This is a genomic window from Bradyrhizobium sp. 33ap4, assembly GCF_032654765.1.
GTDB classification, from domain to species: Bacteria; Pseudomonadota; Alphaproteobacteria; order Rhizobiales; family Xanthobacteraceae; genus Bradyrhizobium; species Bradyrhizobium australafricanum.
On record NZ_JAUMTJ010000026.1, the window covers coordinates 1 to 24,313 of the forward strand.

General features: G+C 61.0%; 25 protein-coding genes and 2 pseudogenes. 21 read left to right on the top strand and 6 right to left on the bottom strand.

Going from position 1 to position 24,313, the window contains the following annotated elements:
- Positions 1-59: 59 nt before the first annotated feature.
- Positions 60-404, bottom strand: coding sequence for a hypothetical protein (locus tag Q2M23_RS20825; RefSeq protein ID WP_316396853.1), 345 nt, complete (start codon positions 402-404; stop codon positions 60-62).
- A 1,163-nt stretch (positions 405-1,567) separates the two neighbouring features.
- Here Q2M23_RS20825 and Q2M23_RS20830 point away from each other — a divergent pair.
- The 3 genes from Q2M23_RS20830 to Q2M23_RS20840 all read left to right on the top strand — a co-directional run bounded on the left by Q2M23_RS20830 (position 1,568) and on the right by Q2M23_RS20840 (position 4,990).
- Entirely contained in the window at positions 1,568-2,530 is a 963-nt protein-coding gene (locus tag Q2M23_RS20830; RefSeq protein ID WP_316396854.1) for an ArdC family protein, read from the top strand.
- A gap of 99 nt (positions 2,531-2,629) precedes the next feature.
- The gene (locus Q2M23_RS20835; RefSeq protein WP_410469745.1) at positions 2,630-3,736 is read left to right on the top strand and encodes a toprim domain-containing protein; all 1,107 of its coding nucleotides are present in this window, start codon (positions 2,630-2,632) and stop codon (positions 3,734-3,736) included.
- 315 nt (positions 3,737-4,051) lie between these two features.
- Positions 4,052-4,990, top strand: coding sequence for a DUF2493 domain-containing protein (locus tag Q2M23_RS20840; protein ID WP_141341725.1), 939 nt, complete (start codon positions 4,052-4,054; stop codon positions 4,988-4,990).
- Positions 4,991-5,418: 428 nt separating this feature from the next.
- Here the strand turns inward: Q2M23_RS20840 and Q2M23_RS20845 are convergent, their stop codons facing one another.
- A complete protein-coding gene (locus Q2M23_RS20845) occupies positions 5,419-6,969 on the bottom strand; it encodes a Fic family protein (RefSeq protein WP_316396855.1) in 1,551 nt (516 codons plus the stop codon).
- Between the two features lie 914 nt (positions 6,970-7,883).
- On the opposite strand from Q2M23_RS20845, the gene Q2M23_RS20850 reads away from it, so the two are divergent.
- Together Q2M23_RS20850 and Q2M23_RS20855 are read left to right on the top strand one after the other, a co-directional pair.
- Positions 7,884-8,195, top strand: a complete 312-nt coding sequence (locus tag Q2M23_RS20850) for a DUF736 domain-containing protein (protein WP_141341719.1) — start codon at positions 7,884-7,886, stop codon at positions 8,193-8,195.
- Between the two features lie 85 nt (positions 8,196-8,280).
- Positions 8,281-8,453, top strand: a pseudogene (locus Q2M23_RS20855) (DUF932 domain-containing protein); the annotation flags it as partial.
- Positions 8,454-8,614: 161 nt separating this feature from the next.
- Here Q2M23_RS20855 and Q2M23_RS20860 read toward each other — a convergent pair.
- Positions 8,615-8,848, bottom strand: coding sequence for a helix-turn-helix domain-containing protein (locus tag Q2M23_RS20860; RefSeq protein WP_092089923.1), 234 nt, complete (start codon positions 8,846-8,848; stop codon positions 8,615-8,617).
- 188 nt (positions 8,849-9,036) lie between these two features.
- Between Q2M23_RS20860 and Q2M23_RS20865 the strand changes: the two genes are divergently transcribed.
- A complete protein-coding gene (locus Q2M23_RS20865) occupies positions 9,037-9,309 on the top strand; it encodes a DUF2285 domain-containing protein (protein WP_316396856.1) in 273 nt (90 codons plus the stop codon).
- A gap of 163 nt (positions 9,310-9,472) precedes the next feature.
- On the top strand, positions 9,473-9,667 hold the full coding sequence (locus Q2M23_RS20870; protein WP_316396857.1) for a transcriptional regulator domain-containing protein: 195 nt from the start codon (positions 9,473-9,475) through the stop codon (positions 9,665-9,667).
- 256 nt (positions 9,668-9,923) lie between these two features.
- Here Q2M23_RS20870 and Q2M23_RS20875 read toward each other — a convergent pair whose 3' ends face one another.
- Entirely contained in the window at positions 9,924-10,154 is a 231-nt protein-coding gene (locus Q2M23_RS20875) for a helix-turn-helix domain-containing protein (protein ID WP_168855976.1), read from the bottom strand.
- Positions 10,155-10,255: 101 nt separating this feature from the next.
- Here Q2M23_RS20875 and Q2M23_RS20880 point away from each other — a divergent pair, with 101 nt between their 5' ends.
- The 13 genes and pseudogenes from Q2M23_RS20880 (at position 10,256) to groL (ending at position 21,047) form a co-directional block, all read left to right on the top strand.
- Positions 10,256-10,528 (top strand): DUF2285 domain-containing protein, encoded by a 273-nt coding sequence (locus Q2M23_RS20880; protein ID WP_253641008.1) that lies wholly within the window; start codon positions 10,256-10,258, stop codon positions 10,526-10,528.
- Between the two features lie 165 nt (positions 10,529-10,693).
- On the top strand, positions 10,694-10,888 hold the full coding sequence (locus Q2M23_RS20885) for a transcriptional regulator domain-containing protein (protein WP_316396858.1): 195 nt from the start codon (positions 10,694-10,696) through the stop codon (positions 10,886-10,888).
- A 73-nt stretch (positions 10,889-10,961) separates the two neighbouring features.
- On the top strand, positions 10,962-11,465 hold the full coding sequence (locus Q2M23_RS20890) for a DUF2285 domain-containing protein (protein WP_316396859.1): 504 nt from the start codon (positions 10,962-10,964) through the stop codon (positions 11,463-11,465).
- A gap of 133 nt (positions 11,466-11,598) precedes the next feature.
- Positions 11,599-11,880 carry a helix-turn-helix transcriptional regulator gene (locus Q2M23_RS20895; RefSeq protein ID WP_212061060.1) on the top strand — a complete coding sequence of 94 codons (282 nt, stop codon included), beginning with the start codon at positions 11,599-11,601 and terminating at the stop codon, positions 11,878-11,880.
- A gap of 22 nt (positions 11,881-11,902) precedes the next feature.
- Positions 11,903-12,277 (top strand): annotated as a pseudogene (locus tag Q2M23_RS20900) (replication initiator protein A); the annotation flags it as partial.
- Between the two features lie 43 nt (positions 12,278-12,320).
- Positions 12,321-12,785, top strand: a complete 465-nt coding sequence (locus Q2M23_RS20905; RefSeq protein WP_316396860.1) for a DUF2840 domain-containing protein — start codon at positions 12,321-12,323, stop codon at positions 12,783-12,785.
- Positions 12,782-13,294: a S26 family signal peptidase gene (locus Q2M23_RS20910; protein ID WP_316396861.1), complete on the top strand. Its 513-nt coding sequence runs from the start codon at positions 12,782-12,784 to the stop codon at positions 13,292-13,294. The genes Q2M23_RS20905 and Q2M23_RS20910 overlap by 4 nt, the downstream gene beginning before the upstream one ends.
- Before the next feature lie 347 nt (positions 13,295-13,641).
- Positions 13,642-14,190, top strand: a complete 549-nt coding sequence (locus Q2M23_RS44045; RefSeq protein WP_410469746.1) for a lytic transglycosylase domain-containing protein — start codon at positions 13,642-13,644, stop codon at positions 14,188-14,190.
- 243 nt (positions 14,191-14,433) lie between these two features.
- Positions 14,434-16,173 (top strand): relaxase/mobilization nuclease domain-containing protein, encoded by a 1,740-nt coding sequence (locus Q2M23_RS20920; RefSeq protein ID WP_316396862.1) that lies wholly within the window; start codon positions 14,434-14,436, stop codon positions 16,171-16,173.
- A gap of 23 nt (positions 16,174-16,196) precedes the next feature.
- Positions 16,197-18,182, top strand: a complete 1,986-nt coding sequence (locus tag Q2M23_RS20925) for a conjugal transfer protein TraG (protein ID WP_316396863.1) — start codon at positions 16,197-16,199, stop codon at positions 18,180-18,182.
- A gap of 5 nt (positions 18,183-18,187) precedes the next feature.
- Positions 18,188-18,634 carry a CopG family transcriptional regulator gene (locus Q2M23_RS20930; protein WP_225646989.1) on the top strand — a complete coding sequence of 149 codons (447 nt, stop codon included), beginning with the start codon at positions 18,188-18,190 and terminating at the stop codon, positions 18,632-18,634.
- 306 nt (positions 18,635-18,940) lie between these two features.
- Positions 18,941-19,255 carry a co-chaperone GroES gene (gene groES / locus Q2M23_RS20935; protein ID WP_141341691.1) on the top strand — a complete coding sequence of 105 codons (315 nt, stop codon included), beginning with the start codon at positions 18,941-18,943 and terminating at the stop codon, positions 19,253-19,255.
- A gap of 145 nt (positions 19,256-19,400) precedes the next feature.
- Entirely contained in the window at positions 19,401-21,047 is a 1,647-nt protein-coding gene (gene groL / locus Q2M23_RS20940; protein ID WP_316396864.1) for a chaperonin GroEL, read from the top strand.
- A gap of 419 nt (positions 21,048-21,466) precedes the next feature.
- Here the strand turns inward: groL and Q2M23_RS20945 are convergent, their stop codons facing one another.
- Positions 21,467-21,763, bottom strand: coding sequence for a hypothetical protein (locus Q2M23_RS20945; RefSeq protein WP_141341221.1), 297 nt, complete (start codon positions 21,761-21,763; stop codon positions 21,467-21,469).
- A 411-nt stretch (positions 21,764-22,174) separates the two neighbouring features.
- Here Q2M23_RS20945 and Q2M23_RS20950 point away from each other — a divergent pair, with 411 nt between their 5' ends.
- Entirely contained in the window at positions 22,175-22,471 is a 297-nt protein-coding gene (locus Q2M23_RS20950) for a cytosolic protein (protein ID WP_069275481.1), read from the top strand.
- Between the two features lie 279 nt (positions 22,472-22,750).
- Here the strand turns inward: Q2M23_RS20950 and Q2M23_RS20955 are convergent, their stop codons facing one another.
- Positions 22,751-23,554, bottom strand: a complete 804-nt coding sequence (locus Q2M23_RS20955) for a hypothetical protein (RefSeq protein ID WP_316396865.1) — start codon at positions 23,552-23,554, stop codon at positions 22,751-22,753.
- Positions 23,555-24,313: the final 759 nt, after the last annotated feature.

Sequence of the window (24,313 nt, forward strand, 5' to 3'; positions counted from 1 at the left end):
CAAGCGGTCTTAGGAAGACAACTATAACACTCAACTCCTTGGCTCACAGAACGACATGGCTACGATCCGACTTCGAATAGCGCCAGGCCTTGGTCGTATAAGCGTTGGGTCTTGAAATCGATTTCACGCCATCGGTGGTTGGCTTTGAAAACGCCGACAAGCCAATCAAAAGTGCCAGGCACGGGAGACGCCGGGACCATGTCGGTCAATCCGCCCGAACGCCAGCTGTCGAAGGCAGGCAGCAGAATATTCTTGGTTCTGTTGAGAGCGGTTGCATAGTCTTCTCCCAGTGCTTCAGCTGTGACAGGGCAGCCTTCATTGCGAGCCCACGTTGGTGGCTCGAAGAAATATCCGCGTCGACCATTCTTCAATGACTTTAGCCTGCAATAGCGCGGAAGCTTCATTGCAGCGCAACCTTAACGTCTTGCCAGGGAGGCCAAATCTTCGCCTTCTGATCTGTCCAAATTGATAGCTCTACGGGGCGCGGCAAAATCATCAATCGCGGCTCTTGACCAAACCGGTTGCCGCGCCCGCCCAATTCCACGATAGCCGATTGGAGGCGGCGCCTCGCCGCGGCCTACGGCTCGCGCGAGTTCATGGGTATTTGCGAAATCCAAATAGGCGGCGGCCATGTCGGCGAGCATGAGTGCAGGCCAGGCGCCGATGGGTGGATAACGAGCAGGAAGAGCGGAGCGGGATGTCATAGGCGTTAGCTCGCGCGTCAATGCTGCAACGATCTCGGTGCCGAATTCAGTAGAATGGCGTCATCATCCCTGGATGAGGGTCCTTATTCGTGCAACGCCTCGGAAAGCACGAAACCGGATCTCCAAAGTCAAATTCGCCGCTCCCTTGGGGCCTTCTCGCATGCTGCCCTCCAGTCACATGGATGCTCTCCCGGAGCACGAGAAGGCTGCGAGGAGAAGAGCCATCAACAATTGGTGCGGTAATCGGCGGGCCTTGAGTGCGAAAAAGTGCCGGGCATCGATTGATGCGAGTATTCAACGGTGCCTCAAGTCGTTGAGGCCCTGCTTGAGGTTTGAAATATTCGATGGCAATTCGTCGAGAGAAATGTCGGCGGCGCGCGCGGATAATCCGCTCGTTGAGAGGCATATGATTCTTGCGGGCTGTCAGTTCGAATTCCGACAAGTCCTATCGCTGATCCGACGTTTGGGGCCCTTAACAAGCGCTCCTTTGTCGGAATGGCGGGGCCGTCTGACGGTAGCTGCTCCGATCGAGGAGATCCTTCTCGGGGGACCGATTGGAATGAGGGGCAGAGCATGAGTACCGATCGCTACGTACTGCAGACTGACTGACGATGAATCCTCTTGTGTCGGTCCGGCTGGGCGTCGCCCTTTCGGGCCGGGCTGTCGGCTGCGCTGAAACCCCGGGCTTCGCCCGGTTTTCACCCTTCGGGCTTCCATCCCTGACGCGATGGAGACACCGGAGACACCAACCTGCGCCGCGCAAGCGCGAAGACGAACATAGAGAGGGAGAGTGCGGTCGCTGGAGGCCGTGACGGGTTGAAAGTTGCGAGAGAGGCTCGCGGCGCCCGTCGCGGAGACCCGCGATGTCCAAATATCATCCCTCGGTGCGCGCCAGCCAGAACCGGGTGAGCCTGCATGACGAAATTACCAACAGAATCATCGCCGAACTGGAGGCCGGCCATGTACCCTGGGTTCAGCCTTGGGACGCTGCGGCTGGGACGGCGCCGCTAGCCATGCCCGAGAATGCCGCGTCACATCGTCCCTATAGCGGAGTTAATATACTAATACTCTGGAGTGCAGCCCGGGATCGCCGATTTTCAAGCCAACGCTGGCTGACCTATCGTCAGGCGCTTGCAATCGGTGGCCATGTCCGCAAAGGCGAGCAGGGTACTACTGTCGTTTATGCCGATCGCTTCGTACCATCTGATGAAAAGCGCCGTGTGTCCGAGACCGGCGAGGAGGCGCACGCTGTTCCATTCCTGAAGCGCTTTACCGTCTTCAATACCGATCAATGCGTACTCCCAGCGGAAATTGCGACCACGGCACCGCCGTGGCGATCTGGCATGATCGAGCCGACGGTCGAGGCGTTGATCAGAGCGAGTGGTATCGATTTCCGCATCGGAGGCACTCGAGCGTTCTATGCACCGGCGGAGGACTACGTCCAGGTGCCGCCGCCAGCGGCCTTTTTCGAGCCGATCAACTGGCACCGCACGGCGCTCCACGAGCTTGGCCACGCTAGCGGCCATGCTTCCCGCCTTGATCGCGACCTTGGCGGTTCCTTTGACACCAAGAGATACGCCTTCGAGGAATTGATCGCCGAACTCTGTGCCGCATTCTGCTGCACATCACTTGGCATCGCGCCCACCGTGCGGCACGCTGATTATATCGGTTCGTGGCTCGAGGTTCTGCGTGAGGATAACCGCGCGATTCTGCGAGCAGCGTCGCAGGCGAGCAAGGCCGCTGACTATCTGCTCGGCTTCCTTCCTGAAATCACGGCGGTCCCATCGACCAGCCAGGCCGTCGCGAATGAGGAGGTGGCGTCATGAGGCCCTGCTGACGGACGAGAGGAAGAGGCGCGCGAGAACCGCCATGACGGGTTGGAGGCCGAGAGAGAGGCTCTCGGTCGCTCGTCGTGGTGAACTCAGATGACAGAGACTTCCGAAAGAGCAAAGCCGTTTCGCTCCGGTGATATTTCCGAAGATAGAAGGTTGCCTGATGCTTCCGAGCTGGCGCATCGCCTGTCGCGTGATGCCGAGGCGGTTTGTCGACACTATCTCTCCAATGGCCGACGCCAAGGACGTTATTGGGTGGTGGGAGACTGCAGAAACACTCCCGGTCGATCCCTGTTCGTACGGTTGAACGAAACGCTCCAGGGACTTGCAGGCAAGTGGACGGATGCCGCCACCGGAGAGCATGGTGACCTTCTCGACATCATTCGGCAAAGCTGCGGATTGGTTCATTTTCGTGATGTGGCGAAAGAGGCGCGACGATTTCTCGGTATGCCGAGGCCCAATCCCCAACCGACATCGATTCCTGGTCGCGGGGCGATCCGAGCCAGATCCGCGGAGGCTGCTCGTTGTCTGTTTGCCAAGTCGCAGCCGATTGGTCGGACCATCGCCCAACTCTATTTGCGAGAACGCGGTATCGAACCCGTCCATGACGAAGGCGCGCTCCGTTTCCATGCGCGATGCTATTATCGGCCCAACGAAGACTCGCAGATCGAGGTCGGCCCGGCGATGATTGCCCGAGTGACCGATCTCAAGGGACAAATCACAGGCGTACACCGCACCTGGCTTCATCCCTCCGGGCGCAGCTTGGCACTCGTCGATACGCCGCGACGCGCATTGGGTAATCTCTTGGGCAACGCAGTGCGCTTTGGAGCGGTTGATGACGTCCTGGTAGCGGGCGAGGGGATCGAGACCATGCTGTCGCTTCGCTGCGTATTGCCGACCATGCCGATGGTGGCAGCCCTTTCGGCCAATCACCTTGCCGGCATCCTCCTCCCGCCGTCGCTGCGGCGACTCTATATCGCTCGCGATGCGGATGCGGCCGGAAGGGTCGCGGCGACGAGCCTGACGACCCGCGCCGAGGCCGCAGGCATTGAAGCGCTCACTTTGTCGCCGAGGCTCGACGATTTCAACGATGATCTACGCGCCATGGCTGCCGTGGAATTTCGAACAACGTTGTGCGAGCAACTCGTTCCAGAGGACGCCGTCCGCTTCTTGTCTTTAGCTGCGAGCAAGCCGGGATAGCGGCGGCGAGTTCGGTCCCGATACCTTCATGCCGATCGGCTCAAGCTCGGTGTCGCTGGAAGCGGTCGCCCCCGGCCTTCTAGAGGGCGATCGGACAGCAAGCGCACCGACCCGGCAATGGCCGCGCCCGGCTATTTTCCGCCGGCCCTGCGGGCCTTTGCATCGCGAAGCAAAATAGCCGGGTTTTGGCCATCCTCCGCTCCGCTTCGGCGCCCTCGGCTTAGGCCTCGGGGTTCTGGCTCGGTCCGCGTGCCGTCTGGTGATCGCTGCGAAGGCCGCGATGGGTGCGGCCGATCCGGCAAAGGACCTCTCACCATGACGACCGACCATGACGACATCGAGTTCGAACCCCGACATAACTCATCACCGACCGACCGCATTCTTAGTGAACTTCAGCTTTACGGGTACCGTCCGTTCCACGGCGAGCCCGACCCAAGGCCGTTGCCCGAAGGTAAAGCGATCGCAGGCGCCGTCGCCGATATCTTCGACGCCTTCGTGGCAACTTTAAGCGACACCCGACTTGAGCCCGATCTGGAAGGCCTGCTCTGGTCGACCGTCAATCTCTTACATCGCGCGGTGGGCCGTATCGAGCACGGGCTCGACGACAATGAGCAGGCGCAGCAGAGGAGCCAACGCGAGCAGAACGGCTCGGAAGTGCGATCTGTTGAGCTCGAAAGGTTGACCGCCGACGGCATTTCACTGGTCGAACGCCGCAACGCCATGGAGCTGTTCCGCGACCTGGCTACTGAGCAATTTGAGCTTCACACTGGCTCGCCCTGGCGGCCTCGCGCCGGATCACTGGTCAGCCATCGCACGCCCACTGCCGCGATGATCGACAGCCGCGACTTCCTAGCCGCCAAGCATCGCGCAGAAACCCTGGCGATGCTGCCATCGGGGCCCAAGATCGCCCTTACCGGCGGACTCGATTTCAACGACGTTTCGCTCGTCTGGGGCCGGCTCGACAAGGTCCACGCGAAGTATCCCGACATGGTGCTGCTTCACGGCGGCTCGCCGAAGGGGGCTGAATTGATCGCCGCAAAATGGGCCAGCAATCGCAGGGTGTCGCAGATCACCTTCAAACCGGACTGGACGAAGCATGCCAAGGCTGCACCGTTCAAACGCAACGACGCCATGCTGGCAGTCATGCCGATGGGAATCATGTGCTTTCCGGGGACCGGCATACAGGATAACCTCGCCGACAAGGCGAAGAAACTCGGGATTCCGGTCTGGAAATTCGGCAAGGACGGCGCGTGAGCGCCGTCTTACTCGACTCTTGCCGAAAATCGGTTCGCGCAAGCAACGCGAGAGGTCGATAGCCCGCTCATCGAAGCGAACTTCATGCGAAATGGTTCTTGTCTCGCGTTTGGATCTATGTGTCGAAATGCGCCGTATGGTGGAAGGCATAATCGGTCATCTTTGAGTGCGAGACCACCACCATGCTGGCCCTTGGATTAATCCTCAAGGTTATTGGGCTCGGTGCTTTTCTGGCTGACCTTTGCTCTCGTGACCCTCTCATTCTTCGCTGCAGTTATGATTGGCTCCACGAGATACCGCCTCGACTCGGTGGACGAGTGTCTTCCTTTGCCAGCGCCAGATCGAGAGTCGCCTGGATCGAGATGTCGAGCTGGATAGAGATATTCTTCGCAAGCCGCGCCTTCGAATCTAATCTGATGTGCCATCAGTTACTCTCCGGTTTGGCCGAACGAATCTGCATATAGTTGTTCTATCTTTGAGACCTCGTCCTCCGTAAGCGCAGCGAATTCATCCTCTCTTGCGCGCTTCGACAGCTTGCCCTGACTTTGTCTGAGGAAGCCGAATAGATTGTTCAGTGTCCGCTCCGGCATGTCGATCATGTTCTCGATGCCGGCGCGGAACATATCGAAGCTGACAAGGAAGTTGGTTTCGTTCGGAAGATCCCGCTCAATCGTCTGACGCACGCAGGCGTACAGAAACTCCGCGTGTGGTGTCGCATCGAAGAATCGGTAGAAATCTGCGGTATCGTTGAGAACCCTGACGTTGCCCATTGGCGTTGCCTCCCACTGGATGCAGGAAAGCAGCCTGCCCGAATAGCTCCCAAGCACGCTCTTGTACTCGGCGATCCGATCGAGGATGGCCGAGGACACAGGAAAATGCACGCCCGCCGGGTTGAACCCCCGACGTGCGAGAACATGATGCATCAGATAGCGATGAATGCGCCCGTTGCCGTCCTCAAATGGGTGGATATAGATGAACCCGAATGCGAGCACGGCCGCCGCGATAACGGCATCGAGGTCATTCTCGGCGCTGTGGTCGAACGCGATCAATCCGGCCATGAGCGATGCGATGTCTTCATGCCGCGCGCTGATATGGTCCGGAATCGGGCGTTGCGTGTCGCGGTCGTGCTCGCCGACGAAGCCGCCATCCTTGCGGAAGCCGAGCTTGACGAAACGCTCGTCCCCGATCAGGAGGCGCTGCAGGCGATGAAACTCCTGCTCGTCGAGCGGTGCGCGACCAGCTTCGCCAATAGCGCGGCCCCATCGCTGGATTCGATCCTGCGGCGGCCTTTCGCCTTCTATCACGTAGCTGGACTTCGAGTCCTTCAGCAGAAGGAAGGCGGCCGTGCGGGCGAGCAGATCCTTCGGCACTTGGCTCACGACGGCGCGCGCGCGATCTTTCCAGTCCTGCGCGATGAATTCGTTCAGCGCAGATGTCTTGAAGACGAGCGGACAAAATTCCGGCGTGCCGGGAAGGTTGTTGCGGACACGATGCCGGGCCGAATTCTGCGGCGCACCTGCGAACTGGATGTCGGTGTCGACAGCATCCACATACGAGACCTTGTCTGCGGCAGGCAACCTCAGCTCATGGCCGAGCAGCCATTCGTACAAGAACCAGATGCGGCGCGTGTAGACCCCTGTAGGCTTCTGCCGCACAATCTCGGCGACGTCTTCGTCCTTGACGGCGAGGAAAAGCCGCTTGAGGAGGGCGAGATCCAAGCCTTCGTATTTGAGCGCAAAGGTCAGATGCCCCTCAAGCGAGGCCTCGGGCGCGTGGCGCGGCGTATAGATGTGCCAGTGGTCCTTTTCAATAATGCGATGCTTGGTGCCGATCGCCGAAAGCGTCCGGGGAACCGGGATGGGCAGATCATAGGCGTCGATCAGGGCGGCGTAGCCGACCGGAATCGCTGTCTCGGGGAGCCGCCGGTCATGAAAAACGCTCACTTGCCCTGAAAATCGCGCGTTTTTGCTAGATCTCATGAAAAATACTCTCAATTCCTGAATTTTCTTCGCTGAAAGCTCCAAAATCACTAGAGTCTGAGCATTCCATGAAAAATACTCAAAAATTGTTATTTTTGTGAAAATTATTCACTGGCTGCTCCGCATGCCAATCTGGCGATCCAGTCCCTGCTGGAATAGGCCATTGGCCGGCGATGCCGAGCGTGCCGCAGGTGCGCTGCTCTTTCGAAGGCGTCATCTCCAGAGCAGCTACTCCCCTGGAGTTTGAAGACGGCCAGATCGAAAGAACATGCGAACGACACGTTCCCACGACGGCGCTGTCGCCCGCGGCCCTTGCGGCACCGTCACTGCGACCCGGCGACAACCCCGCGAAGCTCCGCATAGGTACGCGGCAGGCCAAGGAATGCAGTGTCGCGCTGGTCAATCAGCAGCATTGAGGTCGGATGCCTTGTTCGTGTGATGACTGCGAATATCGAGATCGCTTTCTGGCGACCAACTCCGCCTTTGCCTTCGATCCCGTACGCTGCGGATGCGATTGGGTTCGCTGGCGTTTTCCCAGGTGCGCCTTCCTTGCCGTTAATGCGTCACCGTCAGCATATGTCCGATCTCCAGCCTGAGTCCTTGTGCTGTGTCGGTGTCGGCCGCCATGGTTGTCTTCGTCAGTTCGTTCATGGCGCGCGTCCAACGCAACCTCGAATGGGCTGATCAGGCCCGAGGGACGGCCAAGGCCTCGATCGCCTTCCCGCAACGGCTACGCCTGCTTTTTTCCCCTGCCGCGAAGTGGGCGGCATTCCTCGCGGGAGACAAAAAAGCAGGCTTGTCGCCGTCCTCCGCTGGCGCTGCGGGCCTGACGGCTGCGGGCCGATCGCTCCCCGGGCCAGGGATCGCCATCGAGGCCGCGATGGGCGCGGCCCGAGCAACCAACGGAGAGTACTATGGCTACTATCGGCACCTTCACCGCTTCGGACAACGGCTACGTCGGCTTCATCAAGACGCTGACGCTGAACATCAAGGCACGGTTTGCCGCATCCGAGAAGGACAACGACAAGGCGCCTGATTATCGCATCTTCGCCGGTGTGACCGAGTTCGGCGCCGCCTGGAAGAAGACCGCCCGCGACAGCGATCGCGAATACCTCTCGGTCAAGCTCGACGATCCGAGCTTCCCGGCCCCGATCTACGCCTCGCTGGTGAAGGTCGACGGCGACGAGGGCTTCACCCTGATCTGGTCGCGCCGCAACGGCGACTGATCCCATAGGGGTCATCGGCCCCGCCTCTTCCGAGGCGGGGCCTTTTCCATCTATGTTGCCGCTTTGCGGGAAGGCAGGAAGAGCATCCAAATCCGAGGCCTCGAAAATCATCGAAACCGTTCTGGGCGAGGAAAATCGCAAGCCGGAAAGCATGTTCGATTTCGTACGGGCATTACTGCGTTTGCTCGCAGCAAGGTCCATCAGGACAAGCGCCTTGAGCTGGAAGGCAAAGCAAGGCGCTTGATGGAGGGCGGCGTAACCGGGCGCCGGTTGCGCGGCTTCGCTCGATCCATGATGCGCCGCCGCCGATCCGACTTGTCGGATCGGCGGCGACGCGTGTCCGCGTCCGGCGCTCGCCGGGCCTCCGGCCCGGCTCGCGGCATATCACGGCGTTACATCTTTCAGACCTTAGGCCTCTATCAACCGCGGCCCTTTTTCGACGGCAAAGGACGCTTAAGAAGATCCGCCGCCTCAACGCCCAATACTTGGGCCAAGTTATCGACAACATCGATACTGGCTGCGTAGAGACTTCGTTCTAGAGCGCTAATGTAGGTCCGATCAACATCCGCGCGGTGTGCCAGCTCCTCTTGCGACAGGCTCTTTGCCTGGCGGAGTTTTCTCAGATTGAGAGCCAGTACTTCGCGGATGTTCATGCCCGGGAGGGCATCGTCTTGCAGAGTATTTCACCACGGAGTATTTTCGACAAAAGAATGAGGCTATACTGCTGTGCAGTTCCCGCCGGGTGCTCTGGCGTCGGCTGGCTGAATGTAACTAGGGGGCAGCTTTTAACGACACTCGGTCCAAACTATTGGGGCCACAGCGCAAGCTTTTGGAAGGATTTATGCAAACACCGCCGCTCGATCCCGATACAGCTGACTTAGCCCCAGCCGGGCCAGCGCTGACATCTTACGATGAGCAGCATGTTGTAACGTACATCCGCCTCCTGCAGGCCGACAGCGAGGGCGCGGACTGGCGGGAAGTCGCTCGAATAGTGCTGCACGTCGACCCAGAGCGTGAGCCGGAACGCGCGCGGAACGCATACCAGAGTCATCTTGCGCGCGCTAAGTGGATGACCGAACAGGGGCGTCTCCTACGGGGCACGCGGTCGAATTAGAAGAAGCCCATCGACCAAACATCCATTCGGAAATCGGCTTCTTCAGCCAACACGTGTCATTCGGCAGCACCACGTGGAGCCAAACTAGGGGCTTCCCGCAACCCATTCGATCACAACTATTGTACCACAATCCATGTTAGTTGCGTGCAATGAGACGAACGCAATGCCTGACTTCGACTGGCGGTCGCCGGAATCCTACAAAAGCCTACAGGACGCCGAAATCACCGACATCGCCTGGGAATGTCTTTGTCGCAGCATGGACTACCGACGCGACTACGAAGCGATGATCGCCAACGGCCCGGATGACGAAGTGACGCCCGAATTCAAGAGGAGATGGGGCATCTGCTTTCGCCCATGACCTGTTGAGGTCATTCAAGCAACAGACGGTCTTTTGGGCGCCCAAGGTTCTGCCGACCGTCGTTCCGATCGAAATGACCGCGTCGCCCATTGGCAGTGACGCAGCGTCTCATCCGTTGATTGATCTCGCAGCTGGCCAGGTTCGGCGCGCAGCCGACGGCTGGCATGGGGGGTACGCAGCCGGATCGGCGGTGACTACGCGCACTTGCGACCGGCGCTCGCCGAGTCTTTGGCTCGGTTCGCGAGTTGGGCCACGCCTATTTAGCGCGACCTCTCTTTGCCGTCCGTTTTAGGAACTCATCAGGCTCGACATCGAGCTTATCGGCAAGGCGACCAATGACCTTTATGCTGACGTAGTATACGCCCTTCTCAAGCTGGCTCAGATAGCTCCGGCTTATCTCAGCCTCCAAAGCAAGTTCGTCTTGAGACCATCCCCTCGCATTGCGTAGACGACGCAAGTTAGTGGCGAATGTCTCCCGCAAATCCATGCGGGCAAAGATGCCGCTTGTTCAGTATATTGCACCTCGATATACTTAACAAAGTGCGGCCCTATGAATCCTTAGACAGTAAACTCCGCGACCGTAAGATCATGCAGATCCCTCCGCTCGATCCTAACGTGGCAGACCTGGCTCCCGCCGGGCCAGTGCCGACATCTTACGATGAGGAGCACGTTGTGACGTACATTCGCCTTCTACAAGCCGAGGGTGAGGGTGCAGACTGGCGGGAAGTCGCTCGAATCGTCCTGCATATCGATCCGGAGTGTGAGCCGGACCGGGCGCGCAACGCATACCAGAGTCACCTCGCGCGCGCGAAGTGGATGACCGAACATGGACGTCTGTTGCGTGGCACTGGGTTGAACTAGAAGAAATCCATTGACCAAGGCATTCCTTGAGAAATCGCCTTCTCCCGCCGAAGCGTGGTCATCCGGGAGCACCACGTGGTGCCAAACTAGGGACTTCCTGCAACTCGCCCGTTCACGATTATTGCACCGCAATCCTTGTTAGCTGCGTGCATGCGGGTGGAAGCAATGCCTGAGTTCGACTGGCGGTCGCCGGAATCCTATAAGAGTCTTCGGGATACAGAGATCACCGACATCGCTTGGGAATGTCTTCGTCGCAACGTGAACTATAGACGCGAGTACGAAGCGATGATCGCCAACAGCCCGGATGGCGAGGTGACACCCGAGTTTAGGAGGAAATGGGGCATCTGCTTTCGCCCATGACCCGCTGAGGTCGTTTACGGAGCAGACGATCTTTTGGGCGCCCGAGGTTCTGCCGACCGTCGTTCCGATCGCAATGACGTCGTCCATTGACCGTGACGCAGCGTCTCATCCGTTGATTGATCTCGCAGCTGGCAAGGTTCGCCGTGCAGCCGACGGCTGGCATGCGGTGCTGCGCATCGGCGCGGTGGAACACCGCGTTTGGTCAAGAGAAGCGCCAAGCGTAGCTGCCCACTACGTCGTCGAGTTGTCGTTCGACGGCGACTTCGACGCGCGGGCGTACGCTGCGCGACGGCTGTGGCGAACCATGAGCGGGCGTGCGCCAGGTCCTGCCTTTCACGAGTTATCCAAACAGCGACGCGAACGGTTGAGCGCGGCTCTTCGCGCGCTCGATGCGCGTGGGGACGGCGGCACGTATCGCATCATCGCAGAAGCATTGTTCGGCAGGAAGCGTATCCCCGACCGTGCCTGGAAGACACACGATCTGCGCAACCGGACCGTCCGCCTGGTGCAAACCGGCCTCGCACTGGTGCGCGGCGGTTATCGCCAAATTCTGCGACGCGGGCGCACAGGCAAATAGCATAACCCGCCTGGGGTATCGAAAATCGTCCCCTCAATCTTCGGCATCCCCCTCCGACATCGCGCTTCTCCAAGATGACCGCACACACGCCGGCGCCGAAATCGGCTCCGTGCTGTCACCCTGGAGTTCTCAAATGTCCGATCCAATGGCCGGCCTGCCGCCGCGCTTCCTGCGTACGCCGGAGGCTGCACGCTACCTTGGTCTCTCCGGTCGCACGCTGGAAAAGCACCGCACCTTCGGTACCGGGCCAATGTATCGGAAGATCGGCGGACGCGTCGTCTACGCGTTGGACGACCTGAAAGCCTGGGCCGACCTCGGCGCCAAAACGTCGACGTCTGATCCGGGCAAAGCGACTGTATTGCCGGCCAAGAAGCACCCGACGCTGCGCCCGTATGCGGGCCAGGAACGTCGCTGATGTCAGCGCGAGGACAGTGACAATGCGGCGCACACATCGCTCCGAGCGCGACCAGCTTGAGCTCTTTCGGGCGCAGCCCGGCGATCTCGCGTCACGCGACGCGCAGGATCTGATGGCTTATCCGTTGTTCTCGCTCGCCAAAACAAAGCGCATCGTGCCGATCGATTTCCGCGCGGGCGCGATCTCCATTCGCGTCGAGGCCGTGCCGGAACATGGCATGGCGACCATCCGGGATGCGGACGTCCTGATCTGGGCGGCTTCCCAGATCGTCGAAGGACGCGACGCAGGCTTGAAGACCTCACGCCTGATGGCTGCAACGCCTTACGAGAGCCTGACGTTTGTCGGCCGCGGAACCGGTGCGCGAGACTATGACCGGCTGAAGGCTGGTCTCGACAGGTTTCCGATCAGAAACCCGGGTTTGTGAATCACGGAGCGCGGGCATGAGCGCTCTCACCCAAGTCGAAGTCTTTTGGCTCGAAAAGCGCATCGAAAACCGGATTCGGTTCGGCCGTGCTGTCGAAGACAAGATGATCGACCGACACCGCCGCGTGCTGTCATTTGCTCCGGCCAGCATCTTCGCCTTCGTTCGCTGGACGTCGAGCGACTTCGGAACAGTCATTTCGCGCATCGACATTCTGCGCGCGGTCGCTCCAGGTGAGCGACGCTCGACGGTCCCCTATGTCAAGCCGGGCGGTGAGAGTTTGCTGCGGTTGTCGGGCTGGCCCAAGGTCGAGCGCGTGCTGCAACTGATCGACGCTGTCGAGGGGCTTGGGATCGATCCGGCGGATGCAGCCCCCGACTATTGGCACCACGTTCATAACCGCCTCTCTGTCAACGAGCTTCCGCGCGCGTACACAAAGGGGCGTCACCAGGCCTGGCTGCATCGGCAGAGGTTCATGCGATGACGTTCGGCTCAAAGACGTTGATCGCGATGGTCTGCGGTGTCGCCACGCTTGTTGCTCCGGTCGTTCTGGGGCCAAGCCCGCTTTACATCTGGAATGCTTCGGCCAGTGTGCCGATCGGACTCTATCGCCTGGAGCCAGCGGGCGACTTCTTCGTCACAGAATTGGTTGCGGTTCGGCCGCCCGAGCCGCTTGCGACCTTTTTCGACCTGAATGGGCATCTGCCCGCAGGCGTCCCGATGCTCAAGCGGGTGCTGGCGCTTCCAGGGCAGACGGTCTGCAGAAGCGGGCTCGCAATTTCTGTCGACGAGATTGCGGTGGGCGAGGCGAGGGATCGCGACGGTCGCGGGCGGCCGCTGCCGAAGTGGGAAGGATGCGCCGTGGTCGGCGACGGTGAGCTCTTTCTCATGAACTGGCAGTCAAGCGACTCTCTGGATGGCCGATACTTTGGATTTCTGCCTGCGTCGGCCGTCATCGGCCGTGCGCTCCCCGTGTGGACGTGGGAGGAGTGACCGTGCCTTGCTGGTGCTTCCGATCTGCCATTTCTCTGTTCGATCAGTTGCGCGACCATTCCTCCGTCCCGACCAGGGATCGCGGCGCTGTCGCGCGCAGCGGCGGTCCAGGGGGGCCGAACGGCCGTCGCGAAGCAGCTTCACCCTGGACGGGCGCGAGCACGACGGCATGCTTGCATTTGTCGGGAGCGTGTTTTCGGCCTGTCCGAACGCTGCTTTTTGCCCTGACGGTTTGGAGCTGTGCCGCTCTCGCAGCGGAGCAATCGACGGTCCAGTCGGCGAACCATCATGGCGACAATGCATTTGCTCCCTTCATTGCAGAGGCTTCACAGCGGTTCGCGGTGCCTGTGTGCTGGATCAGGTCAATCATCCGGCTGGAGAGCGCTGGAGACGTGCGCGCCAAATCGCCGAAGGGCGCAATGGGATTGATGCAAATCATGCCGGGGACCTGGGCTGACCTAAGCCATCGGTACAGCCTCGGCAACGATCCCTACGACGCGCGCGACAATATCCTGGCTGGCACGGGGTATCTGCATGAGCTGAGCGACCGCTACGGGATGCCCGGCGCGTTTGCAGCATACAACGCCGGACCAGCACGTTACGAAAAGCACCTCGCCGGTGTTTCCTTGCCGGCCGAGACGCAAGCCTATGTCACGAATCTCGCGAGCTTGCTGGGAATTAGGTACGCTTCTGGCCGGTCCGGCGGCCAGTTCTCCTGGACCGCTGCACCGTTCTTCGTCGCGCGATCGGAACGCAACAGCATTCCAGATCGGCGGCAGGCTGGATTCGTCGCGAGCAGCGCTCTCGCTTCGTCGGGCGCTGGCGTCCTGTCGTCGATGATTCCCAGGGGGACTGGCCTGTTCATCGCGAAATCGGAAGCCGGAGACATGCGATGAGCATCTACGTGAACCGGCGAGCACTGGGGTGCGCTAGAGGGGAGTTGGCGGAAACCCGGGAGCAGTGGGAAAGCACGACGGGACGACTGCGAGATAAAAGGGCGCAATGTGCGCCTCGGTTGGTTCGTCGTGTAGTTCGGAGTTCTCCGCCTTCCGCGCAAGGTGCTCGCGCCGACCGCAATGTGCGCCCCGCACGCAACTCTCTGACGTTCTGCGATCTTTCGCACATTGCCGAGGTCGGCGATGGCCGATGATCGGGAGTTTCGCATCCGGCCCGGCCGCATCCGCTCATCCGCTTCGCAGCGGGCGCGGCCCTTCATTGCGCAGGCGATTGCGGCGGCACAGAAGGCCGGCGGGCAGGTATCCCGATCGGGCCGGATCATCCCGGCCAGCCAGTCGCGCTTTGGACGCGGCCGGATCGCCAGCGTGCAGGCCAACCACCTGCTGACGGGGCGCTCGCGCCTCGCCGTGATCAAGACCCGTGTCGTCCGTCACACGGCGCGCGCCGCGCCGCTCGCCGCGCACCTCAATTATCTCCGTCGTGAGGGTGTGACCCGCGATGGGGACAGGGCGCGCCTGTTCGGACCGCGGACCGAGGACGCTGATGGCCGTGCCTTCGCCACGCGGTGCGAGGGCGACCGTCATCACTTCCGTTTCATCGTGTCGCCCGAGGACGCGGTGGACATGGCGAACCTTAAATCCTTCGCCTGCGAGCTGATGGGCCAGATGGCCACGGATCTCGGCACGAAGCTCGATTGGGTCGGTGTCGATCACTGGAACACCGACAATCCCCACGTCCACGTCATCCTCCGCGGCCGGGGTGATGACGGCCAGGACCTCGTGATCTCGCGCGACTACATCAAGGAGGGAATGCGTGCCCGCGCGCAGGATCTGGTCACCCAGGAACTCGGTCCGCGCACCGAGCTCGACATCCGTCGCAACCTCGAGCGCCAGGTTGAAGCCGAACGCTGGACCAAGCTGGATCGTCAGCTTGTGCGCGACGGTTGGTCCACCGGCGTCATCGATCTCGCGCCCCATCGGGGCCGGCAGCCGGACGAATATCACGCCTTGAAGGTCGGTCGCTTGCGCAAGCTCGAATCCCTCGGCCTCGCCGATCAGGTCGCGCCGGGCCGGTGGGTGGTCAGCGACCAGGCGGAGACCACGCTGCGCGAGCTGGGGGAGCGCGATGACATCATCAGGCGCATGCACGGGGCATTAGCCGAACGCGGCATTGAACGCGGCGCGGCGAGCTATGTGCTCGCGGCTGAAAGCCTCGATGCGCCGATCGTCGGCCGGCTGGTCGATCGCGGCCTCGACGACGAGCTGAAGGGCACGGCCTATGCCGTGGTCGACGGCGTGGACGGGCGAACCCATCACTTGAGGCTGCCCGATCTCAACGCCGCCGGCGACGGCGCGCCGGGCGCGATCGTCGAGCTGCGCAAGTTCGACGACCCGCAAGGACGTCGCCGCGTGGCGCTCGCCGTCCGGTCGGATCTCGACCTCGCTGCGCAGGTCTCGGCGTCGGGGGCGACCTGGCTCGACCGGCAGGCGGTCGCTCGCACGCCGGCCGCGCTTTCGGATGGCGGCTTCGGCGCCGAGGTGCGGCAGGCCATGGAGCGGCGTGCCGAGCATTTGCTCGAACGCGGTTATGCCGAGCGGCGGGGCCAGCGCATCATCTTCTCGCGCAACCTGATCGACACCTTGCGTTGCCGGGAGCTGGAGGCCTTGGGTGATAGGCTCGCGTCCCGAACCGGCCAGCCATTCCATCAAGCCGGCAGCGGCGAGCATGTCGCCGGCAGCTACCGCCAGCGCTTCACGCTCGCCTCCGGTCGCTTCGCCATGATCGACGACGGACTCGGCTTCCAGCTCGTGCCCTGGACGCCCTCGCTCGAGAAACAGCTCGGCCGCCACGTCACCGGAACGATACGCAACGACGGTGGCATCGACTGGAGCTTTGGCCGAAAGCGGGGACTTGGACTGTAGATCGCGCAGAAAGGACCAACGCCATGTCCGCGACCACCATCCTCTGGGGACAGATCCTGACCGTGCTCGCGATCGTGCTTCTGACGACCTGGGGTGCGACGGAATATGTCGCCTGGCAGCTCGGATTTCAGGGGCAGTTGGGTACCCCATGGTTCAGCGTCGTTGGCTGGCCGATCTATTATCCGCCGGCGTTTTTCTGGTGGTGGTTCTTCTACGACGCCTATGCGCCCGACATCTTCGTGCGCGGCGCGTTCATCGCGGCCTCGGGCGGATTCATCTCGATCGTTGCCGCCATCGGCATGTCGGTCTGGCGGGCGCGCGAGGCGAAGAACGTCGAGACCTACGGCTCGGCCCGCTGGGCCAAGACGGGGGAAGTGAAGGCGGCCGGGCTCCTTGGCGCCGATGGGGTGGTGCTCGGCCGCTACGAGCGTGACTATCTCCGTCATGACGGGCCGGAGCATGTGCTGTGCTTCGCCCCGACCCGTTCGGGCAAGGGCGTCGGCCTGGTCGTGCCCTCGCTCCTGACCTGGCCGGGCTCGGCGATCGTTCACGATATCAAGGGCGAGAACTGGCAGCTGACCGCGGGCTTCCGCGCAAAACATGGGCGGGTCCTATTGTTCGACCCGACCAATCCGAAGTCAGCGGCGTATAATCCGCTGCTCGAGGTTCGCCGCGGCGAATGGGAGGTCCGCGACGTCCAGAACATCGCCGACATCCTGGTCGATCCCGAGGGGAGCCTGGAGAAGCGGAACCATTGGGAGAAGACCAGTCACGCGCTGCTGGTCGGCGCCATCCTCCATGTCCTCTATGCCGAAGAGGACAAGACGCTGGCGGGCGTCGCCGTGTTCCTCTCTAATCCGAAGCGGTCGATCGAATCGACGCTTGTCGCGATGATGAAGACCGCGCATCTCGGCGAAGCCGGTCCACATCCCGTCATCGCTAGCGCAGCGCGCGAGCTGCTCAACAAGTCCGACAACGAACGGTCGGGCGTGCTGTCGACCGCCATGTCGTTCCTCGGGCTCTACCGCGATCCCATCGTCGCCGCGGTGACCCGGCGCTGCGATTGGCGCATCACCGACGTCGTGGGCGACCAGCAACCGGCGACCCTCTACCTCGTCGTGCCGCCCTCCGACATCAACCGGACCAAGCCGCTGATCCGTCTGATCCTCAACCAGATCGGCCGGCGTCTCACGGAGGACCTGCAGGCCAAGGCAAAGCGCCACCGGCTGCTCCTGATGCTCGATGAGTTTCCCGCGTTGGGGCGGCTGGATTTCTTCGAGTCGGCGCTGGCGTTCATGGCAGGATATGGACTGAAGGGCTTTCTGATTGCCCAATCGCTGAACCAGATCGAGAAGGCGTACGGCCCGAACAATTCGATCCTCGACAACTGCCATGTCCGCGTCAGCTTCGCCACCAACGACGAGCGCACCGCCAGGCGTGTCTCCGATGCCTTGGGTACCGCGACCGAAATGCGCGCCATGAAGAACTATGCCGGCCACCGATTGAACCCGTGGCTTGGTCATTTGATGGTCTCCCGGCAGGAAACGGCCCGGCCGCTGCTCACCCCAGGCGAAGTCATGCAACTGCCACCGACGGACGAGATCGTCATGGTTGCGGGCGCTTCGCCGATCCGGGCGAAGAAGGCGCGCTATTACGACGACGCGCGCCTCCTGCAACGCATTCTGCCGGTGCCGGCACTCACTGTTCCCAACCAGGGGCGGCCGAATGACTGGACGGGCCGGCCATTGCCGCCGAAAGCGGAAATCGGCAATGCCGGCTCGACGACCGCGACCGAAGATGACGATCCGACCGGATCCGAACGCCGCCAGCAGCCCGAGCTCAGCCGCGTGACGCTGGTCGAGAGGAGGGCGCCGATCGAGAACGAGTTCGAAGCCGATCCCGTCGATGATGCGGACGATGAGGCCGTCCGCAACAGCCGCATAACCCGGATCATGCAAGGCGTAGCGCGGCGGGTCTCGCTGGACTCCGGCGATGGCACGGAGCTGTGACCGCCATGACCGTCCGCAAGAAGAAGGTCCAGATTTCGGTCTACCTCGACCCGGCCGTTATGACGGCGCTGACGGACTATGCCGCGCGCCGAGACCAACCTCAATCGCTGATCGCTGAGGCCGCGATCGCCTCCTTTCTGTCTCCGGATGCGGCCGAACGACGGGAGGCGGTGATCGCGAAGCGCCTCGACCAGCTCGATCGCCGCATGATCCGGCTTGAGCGCGACGTCGGCATCGCGGTCGAGACGCTTGCCGTATTCGTCCGGTTCTGGTTGACCACGACCCCGGCATTGCCGGAGCCGGCCGCGCAAGCCGCGCGCGCCAAGGGAGGTGAACGCTACGATTCCTTCGTCACCGCACTTGGCCGCAGGCTGGCCAGGGGACCGAAGCTGCTGCAGGAGATCGCGGAGGATCTCGGTGGCGACGATCATTCGGGCCAGGCACACTCCTAGGTCTGTACCTGAGAATTTGTGGGGTGCGCGACGATGGCGTGTCCGTTTAGTCCCGTCCGCACCGAAGTCGTGTGGCGGTGCAATAAGTCGCGAGGGCCCAGATTCGGACACAGACACTGCTGGCGGCCTATTGCTTCGCCCGGCAGCGATCGTCGCCGGCATTCCCCTCCGAGAGCCAAGTTGCAGCCAAATATCACGGGCCGAAGCTCTTGCGCCCAACTGTCACAGGTATAAGTGAACTGCGATTAGCACTCGCTCATTGTGGGTGCCAATCCCGAGATTGTGCACAAGGCCAGGGAGGATCACATGAAATTCCGTCCGCTTCACGACCGCGTCGTGGTCAAGCGCATCGACGCCGAAGAGAAGACCGCTGGCGGCATCATCGTTCCCGACACGGCCAAGGAAAAGCCCTCGCAGGGCGAAGTGATCGCCGTCGGCCCCGGCGGCCGCGACGAGAGCGGCAAGCTGATCCCGATTGACCTTCAGGTCGGCGACCGCGTGCTGTTCGGCAAATGGTCGGGCACCGAAGTCAAGATCGACGGCAAGGAGCTGTTGATCATGAAGGAGAGCGACATCATGGGTGTTCTCACTGGCACCTCCGCCAGCAAGAAGGCCGCTTAAGCCGTACGCCCGCTCCCTTGAGGAGCAGGCGCTGCCGGCGTCTCGAAAGATGAGCCAAGAGCCAACTGTCTCGTTCTTCGAGACGCCCGCTTCAAGAGCACGCACTTCAGGACGAGGAGCAGAGATCAACTCAGGGGAGACAGACATGTCAGCCAAAGAACTCAAATTCGGCGTCGATGCCCGCGACCGGATGCTGCGCGGCGTCGATATCCTCGCCAATGCGGTGAAGGTCACCCTCGGTCCGAAGGGCCGCAACGTGGTGCTCGAGAAGTCGTTCGGCGCTCCCCGCATCACCAAAGACGGCGTCGCTGTCGCCAAGGAGATCGAGCTCGAGGACAAGTTCGAGAACATGGGCGCCCAAATGGTGCGCGAAGTCGCCTCCAAGTCCGCTGACGCGGCCGGTGACGGCACCACCACCGCGACCGTGCTCGCGGCCGCGATCGTGAAGGAAGGCGCCAAGTCAGTCGCCGCCGGTATGAACCCGATGGACCTGAAGCGCGGTATCGACATGGCGGTGGAAGCCGTGGTCGCCGACCTCCAGAAGAACTCGAAGAAGGTCACCTCGAACGAGGAGATCGCCCAGGTCGGCACCATTTCGGCCAACGGCGATGCCGAGATCGGCAAGTTCCTCGCCGACGCCATGAAGAAGGTCGGCAACGAGGGCGTGATCACGGTCGAGGAAGCCAAGTCGCTCGAGACCGAGCTCGACGTCGTCGAGGGCATGCAGTTCGACCGCGGCTACATCTCGCCCTACTTCGTCACAAACGCCGACAAGATGCGTGCCGAGTTGGACGATGCCTATATCCTCATCAACGAGAAGAAGCTCTCCTCGCTGAACGAGCTGCTGCCGCTGCTTGAGGCCGTGGTACAGAGCGGCAAGCCGCTGCTCATCGTCGCCGAAGACGTCGAAGGCGAAGCGCTCGCCACCCTCGTCGTCAACCGCCTGCGTGGCGGCCTGAAGGTCGCGGCCGTCAAGGCTCCGGGCTTCGGCGATCGCCGCAAGGCCATGCTGCAGGACATCGCGATCCTGACCGGCGGCCAGGCCATCTCGGAAGACCTTGGCATCAAGCTCGAGAACGTCACGCTGCAGATGCTCGGTCGCGCCAAGAAGGTGATGATCGACAAGGAGAACACCACGATCGTCAGCGGCGCCGGCAAGAAGGCCGACATCGATGCCCGCGTTGCCCAGATCAAGGCGCAGATCGAGGAGACCACCTCGGACTACGACCGTGAGAAGCTGCAGGAGCGTCTCGCCAAGCTCGCAGGCGGCGTCGCGGTGATCCGCGTCGGCGGCGCGACCGAGGTCGAGGTGAAGGAGCGCAAGGATCGCGTTGATGACGCGATGCATGCGACCCGTGCGGCTGTCGAGGAAGGCATCCTCCCGGGCGGCGGCGTCGCCCTGCTCCGTGCCTCCGAGCACCTGAAGGGCCTGCGCACCAAGAACGACGACCAGAAGACCGGCGTCGAGATCGTGCGCAAGGCGCTGTCGGCTCCGGCTCGCCAGATCGCGGTCAACGCCGGCGAGGACGGCTCCGTCATCGTCGGCAAGATCCTGGAGAACAAGACCTACAATTACGGCTTCGACGGCCAGACCGGCGACTATGCCGACCTCGTCAAGAAGGGCATCATCGACCCGACCAAGGTCGTGCGCACCGCGATCCAGAACGCCGCCTCCATCGCGGCACTCCTAATCACCACGGAAGCCATGGTCGCCGAGCTGCCGAAGAAGAACGCACCCGGCGGCATGCCCGGGGGTGGTGGCATGGGCGGCATGGGTGGTGTGGACTTCTAGGTCCAAAGTTCAGCGTTCAAAGAAAGAGAGGCCCAGCATCGCCGCCCGGCTTTTCTGTACTGGTTATATGTCGGACACGAATCGTGCCGGTCGCTGGGCGAACCACTTCCGGTCTGGCCCGATGACCGAACGACCCCAGAGGTGGTCCGGCCTTCGCGTTACACAGCCAGGGTCAGCAGCGGACGTGCCGACGCTCCCGCCTGACGAAAAAGACTTAGTCCGCGCGTGCTCGTCGACAACGACCTTTAGCACGTATGGCTTCTCGCGCCTTCGCTCCACATCGAACTCAGAGCGGCCCGTGTAATTGATATGCTGGCCATACATGTGCAGTGACATTGAAACGTCTTCTGGCCGAACGTCACAGCAGCTTCTCGGCGCCATGCTCGCTCACGTTGCGGATCAGCGGCGCTTGCGATCAACTACGCATCAGATTCTATGTTCACCAAGACTTCCCCTGCGATAATTTCGGGGGCGCCAAGATGAAGGTCATGCATGCTTGCTTGAACAAACTGCAGGACCTTTTCGTTCGCCGCATTGGCGCTTTCGCGGTCCTCGAATATCATCACAGCGACACCAACGCCTTGGCCCCCATCCAATACATAATAAGATTTAAATCCGGGCGAATCCTTCAGGATCTGGCCGATGCCACTCTTGGCGCGGCGGGCAGCATCCGCAACTGAACGAACCTTGGTGTACTTTCTAACGAACATATACATCTGGCCACCCTTGCATCTCAATTCCGGTCCTGCGCATCAAAGCATATAGGGCCGCTGCTGGACTAGGGCCTGCTTCCGCGATGGTCCAATCGCGTCATTCCAGGCATGCCACTTCCAGACGAGCTCAGTTAGACAACCTCGGAGGCGGTGCGGAGTTGGTATTCGGCCATCTCTGAAGCGAACGTAATCATTCGATCGCTCGTCAGCGCCAGCTGGCAGGGAACGGCGGAATAGCGAGCCCTGGGCCGCGCGTCACCGGCCTCGATGCGAGCGAGCATCTCAGGACCCAGGACGGTCCAAACAGTGCAGATCACGTCCACTGTGGAATCGTTATGAGCGGTGAACCGGCTTATACTGGGAGTATCCGGACTGGACATCCATGAAATCAGTCCAACCGCGAAGGAGGGTCCGATGAAAGCGCTTTTGCTGCTAACGGCGAGCGGTCCTCTGCTTATTCTCACGTCGCACGAGTCCGTACACGATCAGGAGCTTCTCGAGAAGCTCAAGCACAAGGGAATTGGCAAGTTCGTCGCATTTGAGGTTCCCGTGCCACTCGCCAGGGAGCGCTACGGCGGGCATTTCCAAGCCGTTGAGAGCGATCTTCACGAGACTGATGATTTGAGAGTGCTCGACTTCAACGGTCAGCGGGCGTTTCAGCTCTTTCGTTTCGATGAACTCGGAGTACCGATTCTTCAAGAACAGCGGTGATCCCGCCCAAACTGCGGAGCGGGTTCATGAGCAAACGCGCTAGCCGAGGTGGATGGTCTAGTGTGCTCGTTGATGATCGGCGCTACGAAGTTCGAATCGGGACGAGGATTATAGTAGCCTGGGCGGCCGTCATATCCTTAACGGATCCCTCGGACGCTTAAACCACTCTGGAAGCGTTCAACCCAGAAAGCAGTCGAACGGCCAAGCGTTGAAAAAGGGACGGATATTGGGTCGGTAGATCCTACTGATCGATGCAACAGCACCACTGCTTCCTCTCAATTATTGTTCAACGAAGGCCTTCCATCTGTTCAACTGGAGGGGCCTCAGGGCGGTCAGTTCATCGTCCGGCTCGGCAATGCGTTTTGCGGCAGCGATCATTGCTGCCGCTGCACGATTGTAGTTGTCTGCAGTCATTTGAAACGGGAACACGAACTGACCGTCTTTCACTTTGTAGATGCCAAATTCCCTCAGCAGGAGCGTTACACACTTGTCATAGGTCTTGTAATATTCGGCGTATGCGGTCGACAATTCGGCCGCTACGGCAATTGTTTCGGTGTGCTGCGCATCGATCATGCTCATGAATCTGCGAATTGTGTCGTTTCCAACAAGGAGTGAGCGGGCCTCGTCTTCCAGTTTGTCGCGCTCGAATTTTGCGAGAGCGATATAGCGGGGCTCAAAGGTAGCGATACGACCCTCGGCGGCCTTCAGATCGCGAAGAATTGCGTCTAGATCACTGCGGCTGAAAGTCGGATCGATTGCTTTCGGGAGTTCCTTTTGCTCGGCGCCGGTTAGTAGCCTTCGAGCGGCAGCATTCATCTCGATCGCATCCAGGTTTGCGAGTGCGATCATTTTCAGAATCACGTTCGAGGGATGTCGCTTTAGAGCTTGATCCAGTTGTTCAGGATTGCTCACGTCGCGCATGGCAACATAGGCGTCACTTTTTGAGATAGCTTCCTGATATCTCGACAAATCGCCCACAAAGTACAGCCCGCTGAAGCCAAGAATCGTGAACGCAAACAGCAACAATAGGCCGAGTGCCAGCCGTCTCGGCGTCTTCGCGCTTTGATGTACCGGCGATCCCACTCCTCAGACTCCCGTCCGGGCAACGTTCGTTCATTTCATCGGTCGACTCCGAGGAGGTCAAGGTGACCAATGAAGTGAACCCCAGTCAACATCATCGACTTCACCGGGAAAATACGGTCACCGCAGTGAGCTCGTGACGCAGCGCTCTATTGAGGTATTCGATAGCCGTCTTATCGCCCTTCATGCTCAGCTCCTTTCGCGGGTGTCGAACCGCCTGGTGGTGCGGGCGGCTGGAACTTAATGCCTGATTAGGACGATGGAGAGTTTAGCGCGTCTGTGCTTGCGGTTCGAGCAGTGTGGGGCACCTACCGTTCGCCGTCGGTGGAGTCCCGCCACGGTTCGCTACCTTGCAGGACCTAATGTGAAGCTGAACACCGATAGCAAGAGCGCGCTTGCGCAACTCTCTTCCGTGGGCTGGCTATGACGCCATCGACGGCTCGACTCGAGCTGTGTCACCACCGTCTGCTTGGCGTAGAAAACTGCCTGGAGCGCAAACGGCGTCACTCGCGCACCCAATATCGACCAATCTCCGACGTAGCGCCAGGCGCGGCGGCGGGAGCCAGTTTGGTCCTGATTTGATCGGTAAGCACCCTTATTTGATCAACCGCCCGCTTTCGTAAACAAGTAGTCTCGCTCCGCTAGCATCCCCCACGTTCCCAACGTGGTGGTCCCGTCTGATGTGCTGCTCAGGCCTAATAGCCCCGGCTGGCGCACGTCAGGCGGGTTCTGCTGTTAATGGTCAGGCTCCACAGATGGCGG

What these genes read in the sequence shown, in the direction of transcription:
- Q2M23_RS20825 (WP_316396853.1), bottom strand. Translation starts at nt 404, where the DNA reads ATGAAGCTTCCGCGCTATTGCAGGCTAAAGTCATTGAAGAATGGTCGA.
- Q2M23_RS20830 (WP_316396854.1), top strand. Translation starts at nt 1,568, where the DNA reads ATGTCCAAATATCATCCCTCGGTGCGCGCCAGCCAGAACCGGGTGAGC.
- Q2M23_RS20835 (WP_410469745.1), top strand. Translation starts at nt 2,630, where the DNA reads ATGACAGAGACTTCCGAAAGAGCAAAGCCGTTTCGCTCCGGTGATATT.
- Q2M23_RS20840 (WP_141341725.1), top strand. Translation starts at nt 4,052, where the DNA reads ATGACGACCGACCATGACGACATCGAGTTCGAACCCCGACATAACTCA.
- Q2M23_RS20845 (WP_316396855.1), bottom strand. Translation starts at nt 6,969, where the DNA reads ATGAGATCTAGCAAAAACGCGCGATTTTCAGGGCAAGTGAGCGTTTTT.
- Q2M23_RS20850 (WP_141341719.1), top strand. Translation starts at nt 7,884, where the DNA reads ATGGCTACTATCGGCACCTTCACCGCTTCGGACAACGGCTACGTCGGC.
- Q2M23_RS20860 (WP_092089923.1), bottom strand. Translation starts at nt 8,848, where the DNA reads ATGAACATCCGCGAAGTACTGGCTCTCAATCTGAGAAAACTCCGCCAG.
- Q2M23_RS20865 (WP_316396856.1), top strand. Translation starts at nt 9,037, where the DNA reads ATGCAAACACCGCCGCTCGATCCCGATACAGCTGACTTAGCCCCAGCC.
- Q2M23_RS20870 (WP_316396857.1), top strand. Translation starts at nt 9,473, where the DNA reads ATGCCTGACTTCGACTGGCGGTCGCCGGAATCCTACAAAAGCCTACAG.
- Q2M23_RS20875 (WP_168855976.1), bottom strand. Translation starts at nt 10,154, where the DNA reads ATGGATTTGCGGGAGACATTCGCCACTAACTTGCGTCGTCTACGCAAT.
- Q2M23_RS20880 (WP_253641008.1), top strand. Translation starts at nt 10,256, where the DNA reads ATGCAGATCCCTCCGCTCGATCCTAACGTGGCAGACCTGGCTCCCGCC.
- Q2M23_RS20885 (WP_316396858.1), top strand. Translation starts at nt 10,694, where the DNA reads ATGCCTGAGTTCGACTGGCGGTCGCCGGAATCCTATAAGAGTCTTCGG.
- Q2M23_RS20890 (WP_316396859.1), top strand. Translation starts at nt 10,962, where the DNA reads ATGACGTCGTCCATTGACCGTGACGCAGCGTCTCATCCGTTGATTGAT.
- Q2M23_RS20895 (WP_212061060.1), top strand. Translation starts at nt 11,599, where the DNA reads ATGTCCGATCCAATGGCCGGCCTGCCGCCGCGCTTCCTGCGTACGCCG.
- Q2M23_RS20905 (WP_316396860.1), top strand. Translation starts at nt 12,321, where the DNA reads ATGAGCGCTCTCACCCAAGTCGAAGTCTTTTGGCTCGAAAAGCGCATC.
- Q2M23_RS20910 (WP_316396861.1), top strand. Translation starts at nt 12,782, where the DNA reads ATGACGTTCGGCTCAAAGACGTTGATCGCGATGGTCTGCGGTGTCGCC.
- Q2M23_RS20920 (WP_316396862.1), top strand. Translation starts at nt 14,434, where the DNA reads ATGGCCGATGATCGGGAGTTTCGCATCCGGCCCGGCCGCATCCGCTCA.
- Q2M23_RS20925 (WP_316396863.1), top strand. Translation starts at nt 16,197, where the DNA reads ATGTCCGCGACCACCATCCTCTGGGGACAGATCCTGACCGTGCTCGCG.
- Q2M23_RS20930 (WP_225646989.1), top strand. Translation starts at nt 18,188, where the DNA reads ATGACCGTCCGCAAGAAGAAGGTCCAGATTTCGGTCTACCTCGACCCG.
- groES (WP_141341691.1), top strand. Translation starts at nt 18,941, where the DNA reads ATGAAATTCCGTCCGCTTCACGACCGCGTCGTGGTCAAGCGCATCGAC.
- groL (WP_316396864.1), top strand. Translation starts at nt 19,401, where the DNA reads ATGTCAGCCAAAGAACTCAAATTCGGCGTCGATGCCCGCGACCGGATG.
- Q2M23_RS20945 (WP_141341221.1), bottom strand. Translation starts at nt 21,763, where the DNA reads ATGTATATGTTCGTTAGAAAGTACACCAAGGTTCGTTCAGTTGCGGAT.
- Q2M23_RS20950 (WP_069275481.1), top strand. Translation starts at nt 22,175, where the DNA reads ATGAAAGCGCTTTTGCTGCTAACGGCGAGCGGTCCTCTGCTTATTCTC.